Here is a 17,027-nt window from a genome sequence, read left to right on the forward strand (position 1 = left end):
CAGGACCAGTGATATCATCCAGAATCATATTAAAACCATAGTCCAGATAGACTTACTCTTATCTTTATTAAATCATACAATGAATATCGCACGTTTCGGATTGTATTGTTCTGAAGAACTATAGATTTTTGCAGAATAAAATCAAACCAATGAAAAATATTGTTCATACAATCAAAAATACAGACTGGCAACAACTTACAGAAGCAATGCATCAAAACGGCTATGCTATCATTCCTGATCTGCTGTCTGAAGAAGAATGTGAACTATTGAAATCAGATTACGATCATTCTTCTCTTTATCGTAAAACAGTTGTAATGGCCAGACATCGCTTTGGATTGGGTGAGTATAAATACTTTAGCTATCCATTACCAGAAATTATTCAAACCATACGAACAACAATCTATCCCTATCTGGCTTCTATTGCCAATACGTGGTTTAAAGCTTTACATATTGACACTCAATTTCCTTCAGATCATCAGGAGTTCCTGAACCTGTGTCATTTTAACGGCCAGCAAAAAGCTACGGTTTTAATTTTGAAATATGGAAAAGATGGATTTAACACCTTACATCAGGATCTATATGGAGATGTATACTTTCCTATTCAAATTGTATTAATGCTCAGTGAACCTGATACAGATTTTACAGGCGGAGAGTTTGTGCTTACCCAACAAATTCCGAGAGCGCAATCAAAAGCTATTGTTTTAAAACCTAAAAAAGGGGATGTACTTATTTTTACAACTCAATTTAAACCGGAAAAAGGAACCAAGGGTTACTACAGAGTCAATATGAAACATGGAGTAAGTGAAGTGAGAGAAGGAAACCGCTATACTTTAGGTATTATTTTCCATGATGCAGCCAGTTAGTTATTAAATGTTATAAAAAGATGAATCATGATTCAGCATTCTCAACTATCATCTGAAAATCTGAGAAGTAAAATCCACAGCGGAGACATTTGTTTTGGAGGGAATAAAAAATTGAAAATCTACGGATTACTCAGCTGCCGATCAGGAAAAAGAATGAAGATGGAAAACAGGGTTTTCTTTGCAGATGAAAAAGAAGCTTTAGAAAATGGTTATCGTCCGTGTGGTCATTGTATGAGAGAAGCTTATCAACAATGGAAAAACAAATGAAACAATAATTAATAAATGAAAAAGTGAAGCAATAAATATTGCTTCATCCTGCATGTATAATATACATTTGAAAAAGTTTTAAAAATTACGGAATCCCGTAGTGGTATGTAAAATATTTGTTGCAAAATTGTCCTGTATCATATTCATTAAAATTATTCAATTGAATGTGAAAAATATATTATATTTAAAAACTAAAAAAACAAATGCTTATGAAAAGAAAAATGCATGTAACAAGAATATTTCTGGTGATTGTAACATTATTCAGTATGAATTCTTGTATCCGCGATGATCTCGCTGTTGAAAGTCAATCCCAGCAAAATTCAAAAAATATGTCTGCTAAATTTGCTTCACGGAGTTTTTGGAAAGAAGATAATGTGTATATCAGCAAAGTACAACAGATATTCCTAAAAGTTGCCAATCTGGAACATGTAAGGACTAGATATGGGGAATTGAACTGGGATTATGCCATGACTTTTGGCAATTTTAATGAAACGTATGCTTTAGTACCTATTATTAAAGACAATAAAGTAGTACTTTTAATGGAGGCGGTTAGAACAGGAAATAAAGTATTTTTTTACGAAAAAGATAATAAAGACCTCATTGAATTTTTTAATCTTGCCATGCATTCAAATGTTATAAAGTATGAGGAAGTAATTAATATGAAAAGAAATATATCATCTAAGACAATATCTGCTTTCGTATGTACTACTAGATGGTTATCAATAGGATGTTCTGATAATGAGCCTAATTGTGTGCCTTATGTGAAATCAGTTACCAATTGTGAATATCAGGGAGGCACCGGCATCCCACCAAAGTCATTCGATCCTATTGGAATGGATGATGGGGGAAACGGAAATAATGGGTATGAATATCCTGAAATACCTGAAGAGCAAAATCCATGTTCGAAATTGAAAATACAAACGACCAATACTACTTTCAAAAGTAATATTACTTCCTTACAAGATAAAACAGGAGAATCTCACGAAAGTGGATATAGAATTGGACGTAACCCTGATGGTACCCTGCAAAATCAATTGTTGCAAAATAAGCCAGGAACCAGCCAGGTAGATATGAAAATATTTCCAAATACCACTACCTTAATGCACTCTCATTATAATACATTATATCCTATGTTTTCTCCAGGAGACATTATTTTATTTAATCAATGGATTGTTTGGGCTCAAAATTGGAACGCAGTAGCAACAAATACTCCTAAAATCCCTTTAAATAATCTTACTCTTACTGTAGTGACTAGTAATGGAAATTATTCATTTAATTTTGACGGATCATCTGCAACTGCTTTTCCTAATTATACGCAACAACAATATGATGAGCTAAATGAATTATATGCAAAAATGTTAAGTGAAGCAAGAACTGTTTCAAATGTGAGTGGAACTGTAAATTATGATATGGAGAAATTGGAAAAACAATTTTTAAACTTTATGAAAATTAAAATGAATATGACTGGACTTGTATTATTTAGAAATACAGATACTGGAAATACAAAACTTGGTCTGAATACTAATGGAACTTTAAACGCATCGGAGTGCCCTGAATAAAAACATAAAATTATGAAACAAATATTCTTAATCATACTTTCAATCATTACAATTTCTTGTAAAGCACAGATTTATCCTTTAAATACTAGTTTGGATAATCTTCCTGATAATGCGTACTTAAAAGACACCAATAATGAACTTGATCAATATGTAGGCCTATGGAAAGGAAATTGGGGAGGTAAAACACTATTTTTAGAATTAAAGAAAGTGAAATATTATTATAGTGGTAACAAGCCATTTTACGAAGATAAAATATTTGGTGAAAGAAAAATAATAGCATCAAATGGAGTGATAGAAATAGATAGGATTACAAATTTTGACTACCAATCTCCTGAATTTAGAGGTATTGAAAATAGTTTAGTAAATGGAAACTGGAAAAGAATATATTTTTCTCCAAAAAACATGTGTAATAAAAAAGCTTTTCTTGATATTACAAGTTTTTCAGGTAACCAAATGACTTTACATTTCGAATATTATCCAAGTTTTATTGATGAAAATTGTCAACACAATGCCTATGTCAACCAATATGGTGATTTCCCAATAAATTTTCCAAAAGATATTGTGCTGACAAAGCAATAATTGATAATTAGATAGATATTAAATTGTAAAAAAACTTCTGCTAGTAGGAGTTTTTTTATTAAAAATTACCCCGAAGTCTTTCAAGTTTTTAATAAACTCTTCTATTTCTTCAACTACTGTATTCCCAATGTTCCTAAACAAGAATTAAATCAAAGTTTATTAATTCTAAAAAAATATACAAAAAAATCGGCATAACAATAAGTCATACCGATTTTTTGTTTAGTAGCGGGAACCGGACTCGAACCGATGACCTTCGGGTTATGAGCCCGACGAGCTACCTACTGCTCCATCCCGCGGTATATTTTTAGAGTGTTTACCGAAAACACTTGCTTAGTAGCGGGAACCGGACTCGAACCGATGACCTTCGGGTTATGAGCCCGACGAGCTACCTACTGCTCCATCCCGCGGTGTATTTTTAGAGTGCTTACCGAAAGCACTTGCTTAGTAGCGGGAACCGGACTCGAACCGATGACCTTCGGGTTATGAGCCCGACGAGCTACCTACTGCTCCATCCCGCGGTGTATTTTTAGAGTGCTTACCGAAAGCACTTGCTTAGTAGCGGGAACCGGACTCGAACCGATGACCTTCGGGTTATGAGCCCGACGAGCTACCTACTGCTCCATCCCGCGGTATATTTTTAGAGTACTTACCGAAAGTACTTACTTAGTAGCGGGAACCGGACTCGAACCGATGACCTTCGGGTTATGAGCCCGACGAGCTACCTACTGCTCCATCCCGCGATATTGGATTGCAAAGGTACGAATATTTTTTACAAATCCTAATTTTTCTTTTAAATAAAGGACTTTTATGAAAACTATTTTATTATTTGTATCTTTGTTTTATGGCAAAAATATTAAAAATTTATCCGGACAACCCACAGGAAAATCTTGTGAATGAGGTTATTAAAACTTTAAACAACGGCGGGCTGATTATCTATCCTTCTGATACGATTTATGCTTTAGGGTGTAATATTTTTGATATAAAAGCCATGGAAAAACTGGCCCAGCTCAAAAAAATGAAGCTTGAGAAGTCAAAATTCTCAATTATCTGTAATGATCTAAGCCATCTTTCGGACTTTACAAGACCTATCGACACCTCGGTTTTCAGATTTCTGAAAAGTCATCTTCCCGGACCATTTACTTTCATTCTTGAAGCCAATAAAAGTTTACCTTTAGCTTATAAAGGACATAAAACAATTGGTATCCGTGTTCCTGACCATCCGATTCCACAGCTTATTGTTGAAAAACTGGGCCACCCTATTGCATCTACTTCCATTAAAGACGATGATGAAATTATTGAATATTCTACCGATCCTGAACTTATTGCTGAAAAATATGATCATCTGGTAGATATTGTTATTGATTCAGGGTATGGAGATAATGTGGCTTCCACGATTGTAGACCTTACGTCAGGAGAACCGGAGATTATTCGTCAGGGAAAAGGGATCATTTAATTCAAAGTTTAAAGTTCAAGGTTTAGGGTACTGAATTATGAGTCTTACCGGGAAATATGCTGTAGGGATTTTACTCACGTTTACTATTTTGGCTACTGCCATGCTGTATGCTTTTCCAGCTGTCACAATGATAACCGGAATAAAAGGAATTACAGAAGTCAATTTCTTTCTCAGCAGAATTACGTTATGGATAATTCTCCTTCTCGTACTTCTCTACACTATTTTTATTGAAAAAAGTGCTTTTTTATTTAAGGAAGAGAAAAAATATTCAGCTGCATTTTATGTCAAAGCTGTGCTGAGCTTGTATTTTATCTGTTTGATTGGCGGAGGGATTCTGAATGCAGTCATCCTGTTTTTTATAGAGGAAAAAATAAGCACTAAACTTCTCAACCTTGTACCCATTTTTAGAAATAATTATTTTTTAGTTATTTTTACATGCCTTACAGCTGCTATTGTAGAGGAGTTCCTGATGCGAGGCTATATACAGTCCAGGCTTGAAAAAATCTACAACAATCCCACCGTTGCAATTGTTATTTCATCGGTCTTATTTGGAATTTTACATAGTACTTACGGTACCATAAGCCAGGTTCTCGGACCTTTTTTTATCGGAATCGTATTTGCTATATTTTATAAACGTTATTCAAATATTAAAATTCTGATCATCTGTCATTTTATGATTGATTTTATTGCCATGATGATGATGAATTTTATTGATATTAAACACTTATCTGTATTTTAACATTATGAAAATTATAACATCTCCTGCCAAATTAATGAACGTGGAAAATTCAACAGATCTGTTGAAATCTTCTACTCCAAAATTCATTGAAGATGCAGCATTGATACAATCTTATTTAAAAGAAAAATCGCCAAAATATCTTTCCGAGTTGATGGAAATATCACCTAAGCTTGCTGATGAAAACTGGGAAAGAAATCAAAAATGGAAATCCAAACCTACAGCGAAAGAATCTGCTCCTGCCATGTTTGCCTTTACAGGAGAGGTTTACAGAGGGCTGGATTCCAAAACACTGGATAAAAATGCTGTAGATTACCTGCAGAAAAACTACAGAATGCTTTCCGGGCTATACGGTTTACTGAAACCCTCTGATAAAGTGATGCTTTACAGACTGGAAATGGGTCGCCCTTTTGAATTTGAGCAATACAAAAACCTATACGAATTCTGGAGAGAAAAAATTACAGAACAACTGAATGCTGAGATGAAAAAAGGAGAAATCCTTCTTCACCTTGCCAGTAACGAATATGGGAAAGTAATCGACAGAAAAAAACTGAACCACAAAGTTATTGATTTCGATTTTTACGAATTAAAAGACGGAAAACTGAAGACCATTGTTGTGTATACCAAACATGCCAGAGGCCTTGTAGTGAGATTCTGTGCAGAAACCAATGCCAAAACACTGGAAGATGTGAAAGCCTTCAACTATGAAGGATATAGAATTGATGAAGAGAAGTCTACAGATACAAAACTGGTTTTTACAAGATAAATGACAATTTCAGCATTTAAAAAACATTTCAAAACAGAACTTTCCGGCCTTTATACAGAGTCGGAAAGTATGTTTTTATCGTCTTTGTTTATTCATCAAATCGTAGGTTTTGATCCATTTCAGCAAAGAAGATTCGCTGAGCAGGAACTTCTGATTGATGATGAAGAAAAACTTTATCATCTTGTTTCGGAACTTAGAACAGGACGACCTTATCAGCAGATATTGGGTGAAACGGAGTTTTACGGAATGAAATTCTTTGTGGATGAGAATGTCCTGATTCCACGCCCTGAAACTGAGGAGCTGTTGGAAATGGCTATCAGGGAGATTAAAGATTCAAAGTTTAATGTTCAAGGTTTAAAGATTTTAGATATTGGAACCGGAAGCGGAATTATTCCTTTGGTTTTAAAAAAACATTTTCCAGAAGCGGAAGTTTCATCCATTGATTTTTCTGAAAAAGCTTTGAATACAGCTAAAAAAAATGCGGAGTACCACCAATTGAAAATCCGGTTCATTCATGCTGATTATCTCAATTTTGAACTGGCTGAAAATTATGATATCATCATTTCAAATCCTCCATACATCGGGATTGAAGAAGAGATAGAAATTGCTGATTCTGTAAAAGAGTTTGAACCTAAAATGGCTCTTTTTTCTCCTACTTCAGATGCTTTGATATTTTACAGAAAAATTGCAGAAGATGCTAACAAGTATCTGAAGAATAATGGACTTCTGTTTCTGGAAATCAATCAGAAACTGGGCCCTGAAACGCTGGAATTGTATCAGGATTTTTCTGACGTTCAATTATTGAAGGATTTATCTGAAAACGACAGGTTTATTTATGGAAAGAAATAATTAATTGCGAGTACCATGCTCATCAAATCACACGAAATCAACACGATAAAAATTGCAGAAATTATTTCTGATGACATCATTATCCAGTCTGCACAAGACGGGCTCGATCTAATGGGAGATATCTATTATCAGGGGTTTGATAAAGTTATTCTTCACGAAAAAAACATTACCTCTGAATTCTTTGATTTAAAAACAAAAATTGCCGGAGAGATTCTTCAAAAGTTCTCAAACTATCGTATAGGATTGGCTATTGTAGGTGATTTCGGTAAATATGAAAGCAAAAGCATGAAGGATTTTATGTTTGAAAGTAATAAAACAAGACATGTCAATTTTGTAAGCACTCTGAATGATGCGTTGAATAATTTTTCAAAATAGACTCTTTTTCAATTCTTTGTATTTAAAAATGTGATTTTTTCCTTCGTTTTTTACATATCAACGTCTCAATTTCATCTGTTTTTTAGGATTTCCTAATACAATAGCAAGATTTGCATAATAAAAATAATCTTATCTATTTATAAATTATGTAAAAAATTAAACTAAAATATGTTAATTATTAAGAGGAATTTAGAATTAATTCTATAAACATAAACCTGTGGATATTTCTTTGTATATTTGCAAAAAACACGAGGGAATATGAATCTTACTTATTTAAGAGCTTATACGGCTACATAATCAATTTATTTTTTCGACTAACCGCCCAGGTAGGCATAAGATATTTCTTTATGAAGTATACTTGCTATATCTGTTGATGAGCTTTTGAACAAAAGGTCTCATTTGGCTATTATTTGAGCAGAACAATTCATTGTTTTAATGAATTTGTCAGTGATAACTATTGCCTTTGTAGAATTAAGCCTAAAAATATTCTTTTCCCTAAAAAAACATACACACAGATAAAAAATTATTAAGACATCATGATTAAAAAATTATTTCTACCAATCATTTTTGCCAGTTCATTTTCTTTCGCTCAAGTAGGGATTAATATAGCCACACCTGATCAAAGTGCAATTCTGGATGTTTACAGCCAAAATAAAGGAATGCTGATACCTAGGTTAACCACAGCAAAGAGAGATGCAATTGCGAATCCGGCCAACTCGCTTCTTATCTATGATACCGACAAAAAATGTTTAAGTCAGAATATTGGAACTCCTACTAAACCTGATTGGCTTTGTATCAGCAGTAATGCAGTAAAAATGTTTTATATGCCTAGTGTTTCTTTTGACACTTCCACCACAGCCAATGGTAGAACCAAAGATTTATATACATTGTATAAAACTCAGTTTGGCTCTCCAAAAGCAAAGAGTACCAGTGCTCCCGCTTCAATTCCTTTTTTCCCGTCCAGTAAAGATCTTTACTATTATGTAACAGATGCAGATCCTAATGTATTCAGTAATATTTCTATTTCTGATGATGGAGTGATGACTTATGATGTAAAAGCTGCAGCAACGGACTGTTCTTTTATCAATATTGTTTTCGTTGTTAAATAATTGAGTGATGATAAAAAACAGCTCAATTTTACGATACAAAAGATTTCTGTTTATTTTTTCCTTATTTATTTTCTCACAAAATATTAAGGCACAAAATGAACAGGGAACCGGTTATCCGTACTTTGTTAATTTCACACAGGGATTACAGCCTCAGGAAGCCTATAAGGTTGCTACCAGTGGTGTTCAGAATGATGCAACGTTTACTACAGACGGGCTAAGACTTACCAGAAGTGTCAATAATATTTCGGGAGGAGTTATCCTTGCAGATAAAATTTTCAAAAGTGATCAGGGAATCAAGTTTGAATTCGAATTTGCTATTTATGGAGGAAATACCAACGGAGGTGATGGTATTTCTATATTCTTAGTAGATGGATCTATTCCTAAAGACCAGCTTAATCTCGGATATTTTGGTGGAGGATTAGGATATAGTTTTGTACGTGGCGGAGAATCCACGGAAGGGCTGAGAGGAGCCTATCTGGGAATAGGTCTGGATGAATACGGAAATTTTAAAACAAGTTTTAACCAAGGTGAAAGAGTTCGGAATGGAATATTTGGGGTAACATTAGCCGATGGACGAAGCAATATATCTTTAAGAGGTAAACGTGGAAACCAATATCTTTCGTCTGCAGAACCGGTAGGATATAATGGCTATCCTTTACTTTACAGTACAGCCACCAATGCCTCCCCTTCCAGCAGCAACCGAACGGCTTATCTGGATCCTGCAACTGGAAAATATATTGGTATTAAAAATACGACTCTTCAACAATTCAGCATTGAAAGTGGCGGAACAACAATCCCTCAAAATGAAAATGATGCAAGATTCCGTAAAGCCTATATTACATTAGTTCCCAATCCTGCCGGCGGTTACAATATAACCCTGGAAATACAGCATGGAACTGTAAAAGAAAAAGTGATTGACAATTATTACTATCCAACATCTCTGAAGTACACTGAAACTACTATATCCAACACTACAGTAAGAACTCTGGATACCTCAGCTCCTTCTACTTTCAGAATTGGGTTTGCCGCTTCTACCGGAGCTGCCAAAAATATCCATTTATTGAAAAATTTGGGAGTTACAAGGCCTTATGCTGCGGAAGTAACAGATGATTTGTTTGCAGGATGCCCTGGAATAAAGTCAATCTACTACCCTTTGCTTAATGATGCGGCTTATTCTTCAGCAAGTGGCCAAAACCCGCCAACACTTTCGTATAACAACCTTGATTTTAATTCATTCCGTTTTTTAGATAACAACGGAGCTGTAATTCCTAATATCACAGGAGGTGTTTATACCAACAGCCAGGGAACATGGACCTATTTCCCTACTACCGGAGCACTTTCTTTCAAACCTGCAACGGGATTCACAGGAGTAGCCCAGGTACAATATGATATTAAAGGTGGTGGAAGCAATGGTACTGAAGCACCTTACAATAAGGAAGAATACAGATCATTACCGGCATTGGTACAGGTTAATATTTCAAGTGCCAATAACTGCAGTAAAGCCTGCGTTATTTCCAACAAAAATGTAACTCAGAAAATCACAAGATAACCTGATAAAACCAGCTTTTAAGAGCTGGTTTTTTTATTCCTGACAGAATTTTCAATAAAATACTGTACAGCCTCTTCAATAGCTTTATCAATCGATTGATATTGAATCCCCAACTCCTCTATTGATTTCTGATTAGAATAATAATTAAAGATCTGCAGGGATTTCATATTGGCAGAACTCAGATCCGTTTTTATTTTTAATTTTCTTAAACCACCACCCATTAATCCAAGGAAACTCAAAAGCTTGTTTGGAATGGGGATCATGATTGGATTTTGCCTGGTAATCTGGTTTACTTTCTTAAAAAAATCTCTGTAGCTTAAGTTTTCATTAGCTAGAAGATATTTTTCGCCATTCTTTCCTTTTTCAATAGCATTTACTATTCCGTTGGCTGCATCTTCCACATGTACAAAGTTCTTCCTCCTTTCGGATAGAAAACCAGTTTCTTTTTCCAGGCCCAGAAGATGATTTTCCCGGAACTCGGTTTGCTGTCATAGGCTCCAATCATAAAAGTTGGATTAACAATGATAACGTCAGTATTCTTACCGTTTTTTAAAAGATAATCTTCAGCAGCCAGTTTACTTTGCGCATAGAATGAATGAGTAAAAGGATAAATCTGTGGTGCTTTTTCACTTCCCCAGAAGGCTGTGTTTCCAAATCCTAAGGTATTGGCTGTACTTACAAATAAAAACTTTTTTACACCCATCAATTCTGCATGGGTAAACAGATTCACAACTGCTTCATAATTCACTTTTCTGTATTCGTCATACCGGATGAGATTCTGGCGTGTTTCTGCCGCAATATGAATGATACAGTCAATATCGGTAATATATACTGAGATATCTGACGAAAGGTCTGCTTCCACCAGCTTCAGATTTTTGTTTTCTTCGCCCAGCCAGCTGCTTTTCTGACGCACCAGAGCAGTAACAGAATAACCATTTTGTAATAATTTAAGGATAACATTAGTTCCCAGAAGTCCTGTTGCTCCGGTTACACAAACTTTTTTCATGCTTCGATTTCTCTTTTTATAGCCTGAGTCATTAATGGCAGTTTGATCCATATGGGTAAAATTTTCATCACCAGCCAGCTGATTGGGTTCACCATAATGACGGAATCTTTTTTAAACAATTGCCGGATGCAGTATGAAGCTACTTTATCAGGATTTAAAAGTGTTAATCTTCCCATAAGGCCTTGTTTTTCTATTCTTTCACAAACATCTTTATTCGTTTTCATGGCTCCCGGATTCACAACGCTTACAAAGACATTAGTATCTTTTAGTTCTTCATGAAGTCCTCTCGAAAATGAATGGATAAAACTTTTAGAAGCCGGATATACGGTTTTAAAACCTATGGGTGAAAAGGCTGCCATACTGGAAACATTCAGAATATAGGCTTTGGGTTGTTTTAAAAGGTTAGGAAGCAGCTGATGCGTAATTAGTGAAGTGGCTGCTACATTCACCTGTAAAATGGTGTTGATATAATCAGAAGAAGCTTCTGTGAATTTCTTTGTTCCGTCAAGTCCTGCATTATTAATCAGAATATGAATATTAAAAGAACTGTTGAGCCATTCTGTAAGCTTCATCACATTTTCATGAACTGAAAGATCTGTTTCATAATAATCCACTTTTATCTCATACAATCTTTTGAGATCCTCGGAAAATTCTTTGAGATTCTGATCCGGAAGGCTGATAAGGATGACATTGATCTTTTGTTTTGCCAGATGTTCAGCGAATGATTTTCCGAGTCCCTGACTTGCTCCCGTAACGACAGCATAGGATTCTTGGGTATCCATAAGTTTAAATTTTATGGTACAAAACTATGATGGAAGGTAGGTTTGAATGTTCCGGATTATCCGAACGAACCGATTTTCAAGAAAGAAATTCAAAACACACAGTGTACTGAAAATCAATTATTTAAATTTATAAAAAGTAAAAGTTTATAAACCGGAACTTATTTTTTGAACTCAGAAGGAGTTTGTCCGGTCACTTTTTTAAAGGTTGTATTAAAAGAAGTTTTAGAATTGAACCCGGATTCGTAAGCAACCCCGAGAATGGATAATTTGCTGTTGGATTCTTTCAAAAGTTTTTTGGCATAATCTACCCTGAATTCATTCACATATTGGAAGAAATTTTTTCCAAAGCCTGTATTGATGACGTAAGACAAATGATGGGTAGAAACGGACAGCATTTCAGCCAGTCTGATCAGATTAAGTTCACTGTCAAGATAAGGCTTTTGAAGTTCCATAATTCCTTCCAGTGAAGTTTTAATCTTCAGTAATTCTTCATCAGAAATAAGTTTTCTTTTAACTTCTTCCTGATCGGAATCTTCATCTATAGAGATCAATTCCTGTCTTTGTTTTTCTTCTAAAGGATAAATTTCCTTCTGTTTCAGAGAATAATATCCAACACAGTAAATAACAGATAAAAAGACCGTATTGATAAAGAAATTCAGTGATTTTGGATCATAGAACAGATTATAAATCACGTAAATGATATTCACTATAAGAAGCACCAGAATAATATATTCCAGCCAGTTCAGATTGATTCCTTCGGTATTGGAAGAAAACTGCTGGATCTTTTTCTGATGTTTTCGGATGGTAATATAGGAAAGTGCCGTATAGAAGAGCGCCTGAATAAGGATCAGAATAATACTGAGATATTCAAATGGTTTTGCATATCCCAATTTGATCAATACAAGACAAATCAGAAAAGCTGCCGGAAGGATTAAAAACTTAACCGCTGTAAGTTTAAAAGTAAAGGAAGGATTGGTATAAAACAATACACTAAAGTAAAAAACGATGGGAGTAAAAAACTGAATAAACCTTACCCAAAACAGGGAATGAAACTCCACAACTGAACCTGTGATCAAAAACAGCACCTCATCCAGCCAAAAGGTAGACCACAGAAAGAGAAATATTCCGAACCAGAAATTGGCTTTATGATTTACTTGTAAAGGATTGGCCAGCTTTAGCAGAGAAAGCAAAACCAATGAACCATAGATAAGTATCACGATGAAACTGTTTAACTCTGATGTGTTCATTGGTTTTGATATTTTGATTAAAAATAGTCTTTTATCCTATTCGCTTCCTTACAAAAATTTCATATCCTAAATAAATGAGTGGAAGTGACATGATTCCCAGGAAAAGAATATTGCTCATGGCCAGCTGCGGATGCATTACAATAGAGTAAACCAACCCGAAAAATGCTCCTCCAAGGTGAGCTGCATGCCCCAGATTATCCCACTGCTTAGGATTCAGCATCATATACACTGAGTATCCGAAATACAGGGTTCCAAATAACCATCCCGGTAAGAAATTGACGCTGATCTCATTTGGAGCCATGGCTATGGATGCAAAAATAATTCCTGAAACCGCTCCTGATGCTCCAATTGCAGAGTACCAAGGCTGATTTTTATAAATCTGTAGACTAAATAAGTTTCCAAGAATCATAGATCCAAAATAAAGAATCAGAAATCCTATTTCTCCAAAGAAACTAATAACTACTCCCTGGAAAAAATACAGGGAAAGCATATTAAAAAATAAGTGCATAAAGTCTGCATGCAAAAATGCCGAACTGATAAGTCTTACATACTCTTTACGATTCGCAATTGCTCCGACATTGAATTTATATTTTTCAAATAATGCTGTATTATTGAACCCCATGTAACTAAAAATACATGTAGCTGCAATGATAATGATAACAACTATATCCATTGTGTTCTTTTTATTTTATATCTGAACAGACATCTTTAGTTTTGTCTATTCATTTTCATTATTCCCGTCATCCTGGAACAGATCTCCAATCATTCCTCCATCTTCATCCATATCTCCTGTTGGTTCAGGATCTTCGTATACTTCAGGTTCTTCTTCCACAGGTTCAGGAATGGTAATATTGATGGCTTTTACTTTGAATTTCGTAAACTGGTTTCCAATGGCTTTTATACCTTTTACCGCTATGAATTCATCAATATTGATGGTTTCCGGATCACGTTCTTTCCCTTTATCTTTAGCAAAAATGATTTCTGCAGTAACGTCGTTGGCAACAATTACATTTTCGATGAATGATTTCGGGTGTTCAGAAGGCATAAAAGTCTGCACATTCACTGTATTTTCCAGTAAGAATCTCTTAATGAAATAAATATCTTTTTCTCCGTCGTAATAGATACAGGTGATTGGCTGTGCAGGTCTCCATTTTTCCAACACCAGATATTCATCATCAAAACGGTTACCCAAATCAAAAGACACCAGTTTTACTTCACCATTTGTATTGATGGTCAGGATTTTGTCATCTCCTTTGAAGCTTCCCAGTAGTGTACCTCTTACATCTGCATTCAGCCTTCTTACCGTATCATCAAACCAGATTTTTCTAGGAGCGAGAGTAGAAACTCCTTCTTCCTTCATATCTACTTTCTTTACAGCATACTTAGTCACAAGGTTTCCTTTGGAATCACGTCCTTTAATGGCAAGATCGGAGAAATTGATCTCCATTTTGTTCTTCCTGATTCTAGGATTTGGTTTTAAAAGAACTGTTACAGTTTCTGCTTCCCCATTAGGGTTGGCTGAGAAATAGAGTGTTTCCGAGCCTTTTTTATCTGAAGCTAAAGGATAATCTGTATTTCGTGTAACTCCGGTTACAGAGAATCGTTTCATATAATACGGACCTTCCCTTCCTTCACGATAGATCATATTATAGACGGTTCTCTTGTCGTTTTTCTTCCAAATGGCAACGTGAAGAATATCTTTACCAATGAAAGTTTTCGCTTCCACTTTTACGACCTTCATGCTTCCGTCTTTTCTGAATGTGATGATATCATCAATGTCAGAACAGTCGAACAAATACTGATCTTTTTTCAGAGATGTTCCAATGAAGCCTTCTTCGAAATTCGCATAGAATTTTTCATTGGCTACAGCTACTTTTGTAGCGTCAATAGTATCAAAGATTCTAAGTTCAGTCTTTCTTTGTTTGTCTTTACCGTATTTTTTCTGAATATTTAAATAGTAATCGATAGCATAAGCAATCAGGTTAGCAAGATGGTATTTCACCTGTTCTATTTTACCTTCAAGTGAGGCTATATTTTCTTTAAATTTATCTAAATCGAATCTTGAAATTCTCTTGATTCTGATTTCTGTAAGTTTTAAAATATCTTCTTCTGTAACAGCTCTTAAAAGATGTTTCGTATGAGGTTTTAATCCTGCATCAATAGTTTTTATTACCTCTTCCCAGGTTTTCACTTCTTCAATATCGTGGTAAATCCTGTTCTCAATGAAAATTCTTTCCAATGAAGAAAAATGCCAGCTTTCCTGAAGTTCATGAAGTTCTATTTCCAGTTCTTTCTTCAGTAAGGATACGGTATGATCTGTATTTGTTTTCAGAATATCAGATACCGTCAAAAACATTGGTTTATCTCCTACAATCACACAGGCATTCGGAGAGATTGTCACCTGACAGTCTGTAAATGCATACAGCGCATCAATAGTCTTATCCGGAGAAACATCATTATGAATATGAATCAGGATTTCTACTTTATCTGAAGTATTGTCCTCAATCTTTTTGATTTTGATCTTACCTTTCTCATTGGCTTTTAGAATAGAGTCAATAAGATCCGTTGTTGTTTTGGAGTAAGGAAGTTCAGAAATGACTAATGTATGCTTATCCGTCTGGGTAATTTTGGCTCTTGCTCTTACTTTTCCTCCTCTGTGACCATCGTTATATTCGGAAACGTCAAGATAACCGGCTGTTAAAAAGTCCGGATATAGTTCAAATTTCTTACCTTTTAAATAGGCTACGGATGCGTTAATAAGTTCATTAAAGTTATGAGGAAGTATTTTTGTGGAAAGTCCTACTCCAATACCTTCTACTCCCTGTGCAAGAAGCAAGGGGAATTTTACCGGTAAATCAATAGGTTCATTGTTTCTTCCGTCATAAGACTTTGTCCAATCTGTAGTTTTAGGATTAAAGACTACTTCCAGGGCAAAAGGAGTCAGTCTTGCTTCAATATATCTCGCGGCAGCTGCAGAGTCACCTGTATAAATATTACCCCAGTTTCCCTGAGTATCTATTAACAGTTCTTTCTGTCCAATCTGTACCATGGCATCTGTAATGGAAGCATCACCGTGTGGGTGATATTTCATGGTATTTCCCACGATGTTGGCTACTTTATTGTAACGGCCGTCTTCCAGCTCCCGCATGGAGTGCATAATTCTTCGTTGAACGGGTTTTAAACCGTCATATATTGAAGGGATAGCTCTATCCAGAATTACATAGGAAGCATAATCAAGAAACCAGTCTTTGTACAGCCCGGAAACTTTTTTTAAGCTTTCACCCTCATGCGAATATTCTTCTGTCGTCATCTATTTTATCTTTTTTCTCTTTATTAGCTTTCACTACTTTGTTCAGAGAGAGTTTTAAATCGTTTACTTCTTTGTTACTCAAATAAGAGATCTGGTATTTGAGTATGGTAGAACCATTATTCTTACTGGAAACGGTAATGTATAATCTTTTGAAAAAGAGAATACTGACCACATCATATTTTATCAGTTTGTATTTTGGAAATTCGTCATGAAGAGGCTTGTTTAAAAAGGGAATAACATTCCTGTTTTTAAAATTCAAAGCTTCTCCGTCACTGTCATATTCAAAAATCTGTCTTCCGCTGATATAAAAGATAATCAGCAGCAAAACAGGAACAATAATTAATAAATAACTTTCTTTACCCATCGCATGAAATCTGTATTCATTAGCTGCAAATACAGTTATCCCAAACACTGCAATCATCAAAAGCAGTGTACTCAAAGAGTTATAAATTGATGCTTTATTACGGTTACTTAGTCTCATTTTATTTTTTTGGCTGTGTAAGTATTATAATTTCCTACTTCATCCAAAATTGTGCTTTTTTTCAGTCTGCAATGGCTCTTACAACCAGTTTTTAAG

The 17,027-nt window shown here is 35.0% G+C and carries 18 protein-coding genes and 5 tRNA genes; 11 read left to right on the top strand and 12 right to left on the bottom strand.

All coding sequences use genetic code 11. The annotated features are described in order from the left end of the window. The first annotated feature begins 149 nt into the window (after window positions 1–149). The 4 genes from BUE84_RS12830 to BUE84_RS12845 all read left to right on the top strand — a co-directional run bounded on the left by BUE84_RS12830 (window position 150) and on the right by BUE84_RS12845 (window position 3,268). Window positions 150–863 carry a 2OG-Fe(II) oxygenase gene (locus BUE84_RS12830; RefSeq protein ID WP_079241954.1) on the top strand — a complete coding sequence of 238 codons (714 nt, stop codon included), beginning with the start codon at window positions 150–152 and terminating at the stop codon, window positions 861–863. A 27-nt stretch (window positions 864–890) separates the two neighbouring features. Then, window positions 891–1,130, top strand: coding sequence for an Ada metal-binding domain-containing protein (locus tag BUE84_RS12835; RefSeq protein ID WP_079241955.1), 240 nt, complete (start codon window positions 891–893; stop codon window positions 1,128–1,130). Between the two features lie 209 nt (window positions 1,131–1,339). Continuing rightward, the gene (locus tag BUE84_RS12840) at window positions 1,340–2,689 is read left to right on the top strand and encodes a hypothetical protein (RefSeq protein ID WP_145953242.1); all 1,350 of its coding nucleotides are present in this window, start codon (window positions 1,340–1,342) and stop codon (window positions 2,687–2,689) included. A 12-nt stretch (window positions 2,690–2,701) separates the two neighbouring features. Next, window positions 2,702–3,268, top strand: a complete 567-nt coding sequence (locus tag BUE84_RS12845) for a DUF6705 family protein (protein ID WP_145953243.1) — start codon at window positions 2,702–2,704, stop codon at window positions 3,266–3,268. A gap of 223 nt (window positions 3,269–3,491) precedes the next feature. Here BUE84_RS12845 and BUE84_RS12850 read toward each other — a convergent pair. From BUE84_RS12850 to BUE84_RS12870, 5 genes are all read right to left on the bottom strand, one after another. Further along, window positions 3,492–3,564: transfer RNA gene (locus tag BUE84_RS12850), tRNA-Met, on the bottom strand. Between the two features lie 38 nt (window positions 3,565–3,602). Then, window positions 3,603–3,675: transfer RNA gene (locus BUE84_RS12855), tRNA-Met, on the bottom strand. A 38-nt stretch (window positions 3,676–3,713) separates the two neighbouring features. Next, window positions 3,714–3,786 (bottom strand) — tRNA-Met (locus BUE84_RS12860). A gap of 38 nt (window positions 3,787–3,824) precedes the next feature. Then, window positions 3,825–3,897: transfer RNA gene (locus BUE84_RS12865), tRNA-Met, on the bottom strand. Window positions 3,898–3,935: 38 nt separating this feature from the next. Continuing rightward, a tRNA-Met gene (locus BUE84_RS12870) sits at window positions 3,936–4,008 on the bottom strand. A gap of 101 nt (window positions 4,009–4,109) precedes the next feature. On the opposite strand from BUE84_RS12870, the gene BUE84_RS12875 reads away from it, so the two are divergent. The 7 genes from BUE84_RS12875 to BUE84_RS12905 all read left to right on the top strand — a co-directional run bounded on the left by BUE84_RS12875 (window position 4,110) and on the right by BUE84_RS12905 (window position 10,105). Further along, complete coding sequence (locus BUE84_RS12875) at window positions 4,110–4,721, top strand: L-threonylcarbamoyladenylate synthase (RefSeq protein ID WP_034696488.1); 612 nt, start codon at window positions 4,110–4,112, stop codon at window positions 4,719–4,721. A gap of 37 nt (window positions 4,722–4,758) precedes the next feature. Beyond that, a complete protein-coding gene (locus BUE84_RS12880) occupies window positions 4,759–5,460 on the top strand; it encodes a CPBP family intramembrane glutamic endopeptidase (RefSeq protein WP_079241958.1) in 702 nt (233 codons plus the stop codon). A gap of 4 nt (window positions 5,461–5,464) precedes the next feature. Then, a complete protein-coding gene (yaaA, locus tag BUE84_RS12885; protein ID WP_079241959.1) occupies window positions 5,465–6,223 on the top strand; it encodes a peroxide stress protein YaaA in 759 nt (252 codons plus the stop codon). Further along, on the top strand, window positions 6,224–7,072 hold the full coding sequence (gene prmC, locus BUE84_RS12890) for a peptide chain release factor N(5)-glutamine methyltransferase (protein ID WP_079241960.1): 849 nt from the start codon (window positions 6,224–6,226) through the stop codon (window positions 7,070–7,072). A gap of 15 nt (window positions 7,073–7,087) precedes the next feature. After that, window positions 7,088–7,447: a DUF4180 domain-containing protein gene (locus BUE84_RS12895; protein ID WP_079241961.1), complete on the top strand. Its 360-nt coding sequence runs from the start codon at window positions 7,088–7,090 to the stop codon at window positions 7,445–7,447. A gap of 536 nt (window positions 7,448–7,983) precedes the next feature. Then, a complete protein-coding gene (locus BUE84_RS12900) occupies window positions 7,984–8,556 on the top strand; it encodes a hypothetical protein (RefSeq protein ID WP_079241962.1) in 573 nt (190 codons plus the stop codon). A 7-nt stretch (window positions 8,557–8,563) separates the two neighbouring features. Then, on the top strand, window positions 8,564–10,105 hold the full coding sequence (locus BUE84_RS12905; protein ID WP_079241963.1) for a lectin-like domain-containing protein: 1,542 nt from the start codon (window positions 8,564–8,566) through the stop codon (window positions 10,103–10,105). Window positions 10,106–10,122: 17 nt separating this feature from the next. Here BUE84_RS12905 and BUE84_RS24820 read toward each other — a convergent pair whose 3' ends face one another. From BUE84_RS24820 to BUE84_RS12935, 7 genes are all read right to left on the bottom strand, one after another. Next, window positions 10,123–10,506, bottom strand: coding sequence for a hypothetical protein (locus tag BUE84_RS24820; protein WP_238594256.1), 384 nt, complete (start codon window positions 10,504–10,506; stop codon window positions 10,123–10,125). After that, window positions 10,482–11,111: an NAD-dependent epimerase/dehydratase family protein gene (locus tag BUE84_RS24825; protein ID WP_238594257.1), complete on the bottom strand. Its 630-nt coding sequence runs from the start codon at window positions 11,109–11,111 to the stop codon at window positions 10,482–10,484. Before BUE84_RS24825 ends, BUE84_RS24820 begins: the two co-directional genes overlap by 25 nt. After that, complete coding sequence (locus tag BUE84_RS12915) at window positions 11,108–11,893, bottom strand: SDR family NAD(P)-dependent oxidoreductase (protein WP_079241964.1); 786 nt, start codon at window positions 11,891–11,893, stop codon at window positions 11,108–11,110. The genes BUE84_RS24825 and BUE84_RS12915 overlap by 4 nt, the downstream gene beginning before the upstream one ends. A 158-nt stretch (window positions 11,894–12,051) precedes the next feature. After that, entirely contained in the window at window positions 12,052–13,140 is a 1,089-nt protein-coding gene (locus tag BUE84_RS12920) for a helix-turn-helix domain-containing protein (protein ID WP_079241965.1), read from the bottom strand. Window positions 13,141–13,171: 31 nt separating this feature from the next. Next, entirely contained in the window at window positions 13,172–13,813 is a 642-nt protein-coding gene (locus BUE84_RS12925; RefSeq protein ID WP_034696498.1) for a rhomboid family intramembrane serine protease, read from the bottom strand. A gap of 45 nt (window positions 13,814–13,858) precedes the next feature. Further along, entirely contained in the window at window positions 13,859–16,450 is a 2,592-nt protein-coding gene (locus tag BUE84_RS12930) for a DNA gyrase/topoisomerase IV subunit A (RefSeq protein WP_079241966.1), read from the bottom strand. Next, complete coding sequence (locus BUE84_RS12935; protein ID WP_238594258.1) at window positions 16,425–16,931, bottom strand: hypothetical protein; 507 nt, start codon at window positions 16,929–16,931, stop codon at window positions 16,425–16,427. The genes BUE84_RS12930 and BUE84_RS12935 overlap by 26 nt, the downstream gene beginning before the upstream one ends. Window positions 16,932–17,027: the final 96 nt, after the last annotated feature.

The organism is Chryseobacterium indologenes (assembly GCF_002025665.1).
GTDB classification, from domain to species: Bacteria; Bacteroidota; Bacteroidia; order Flavobacteriales; family Weeksellaceae; genus Chryseobacterium; species Chryseobacterium metallicongregator.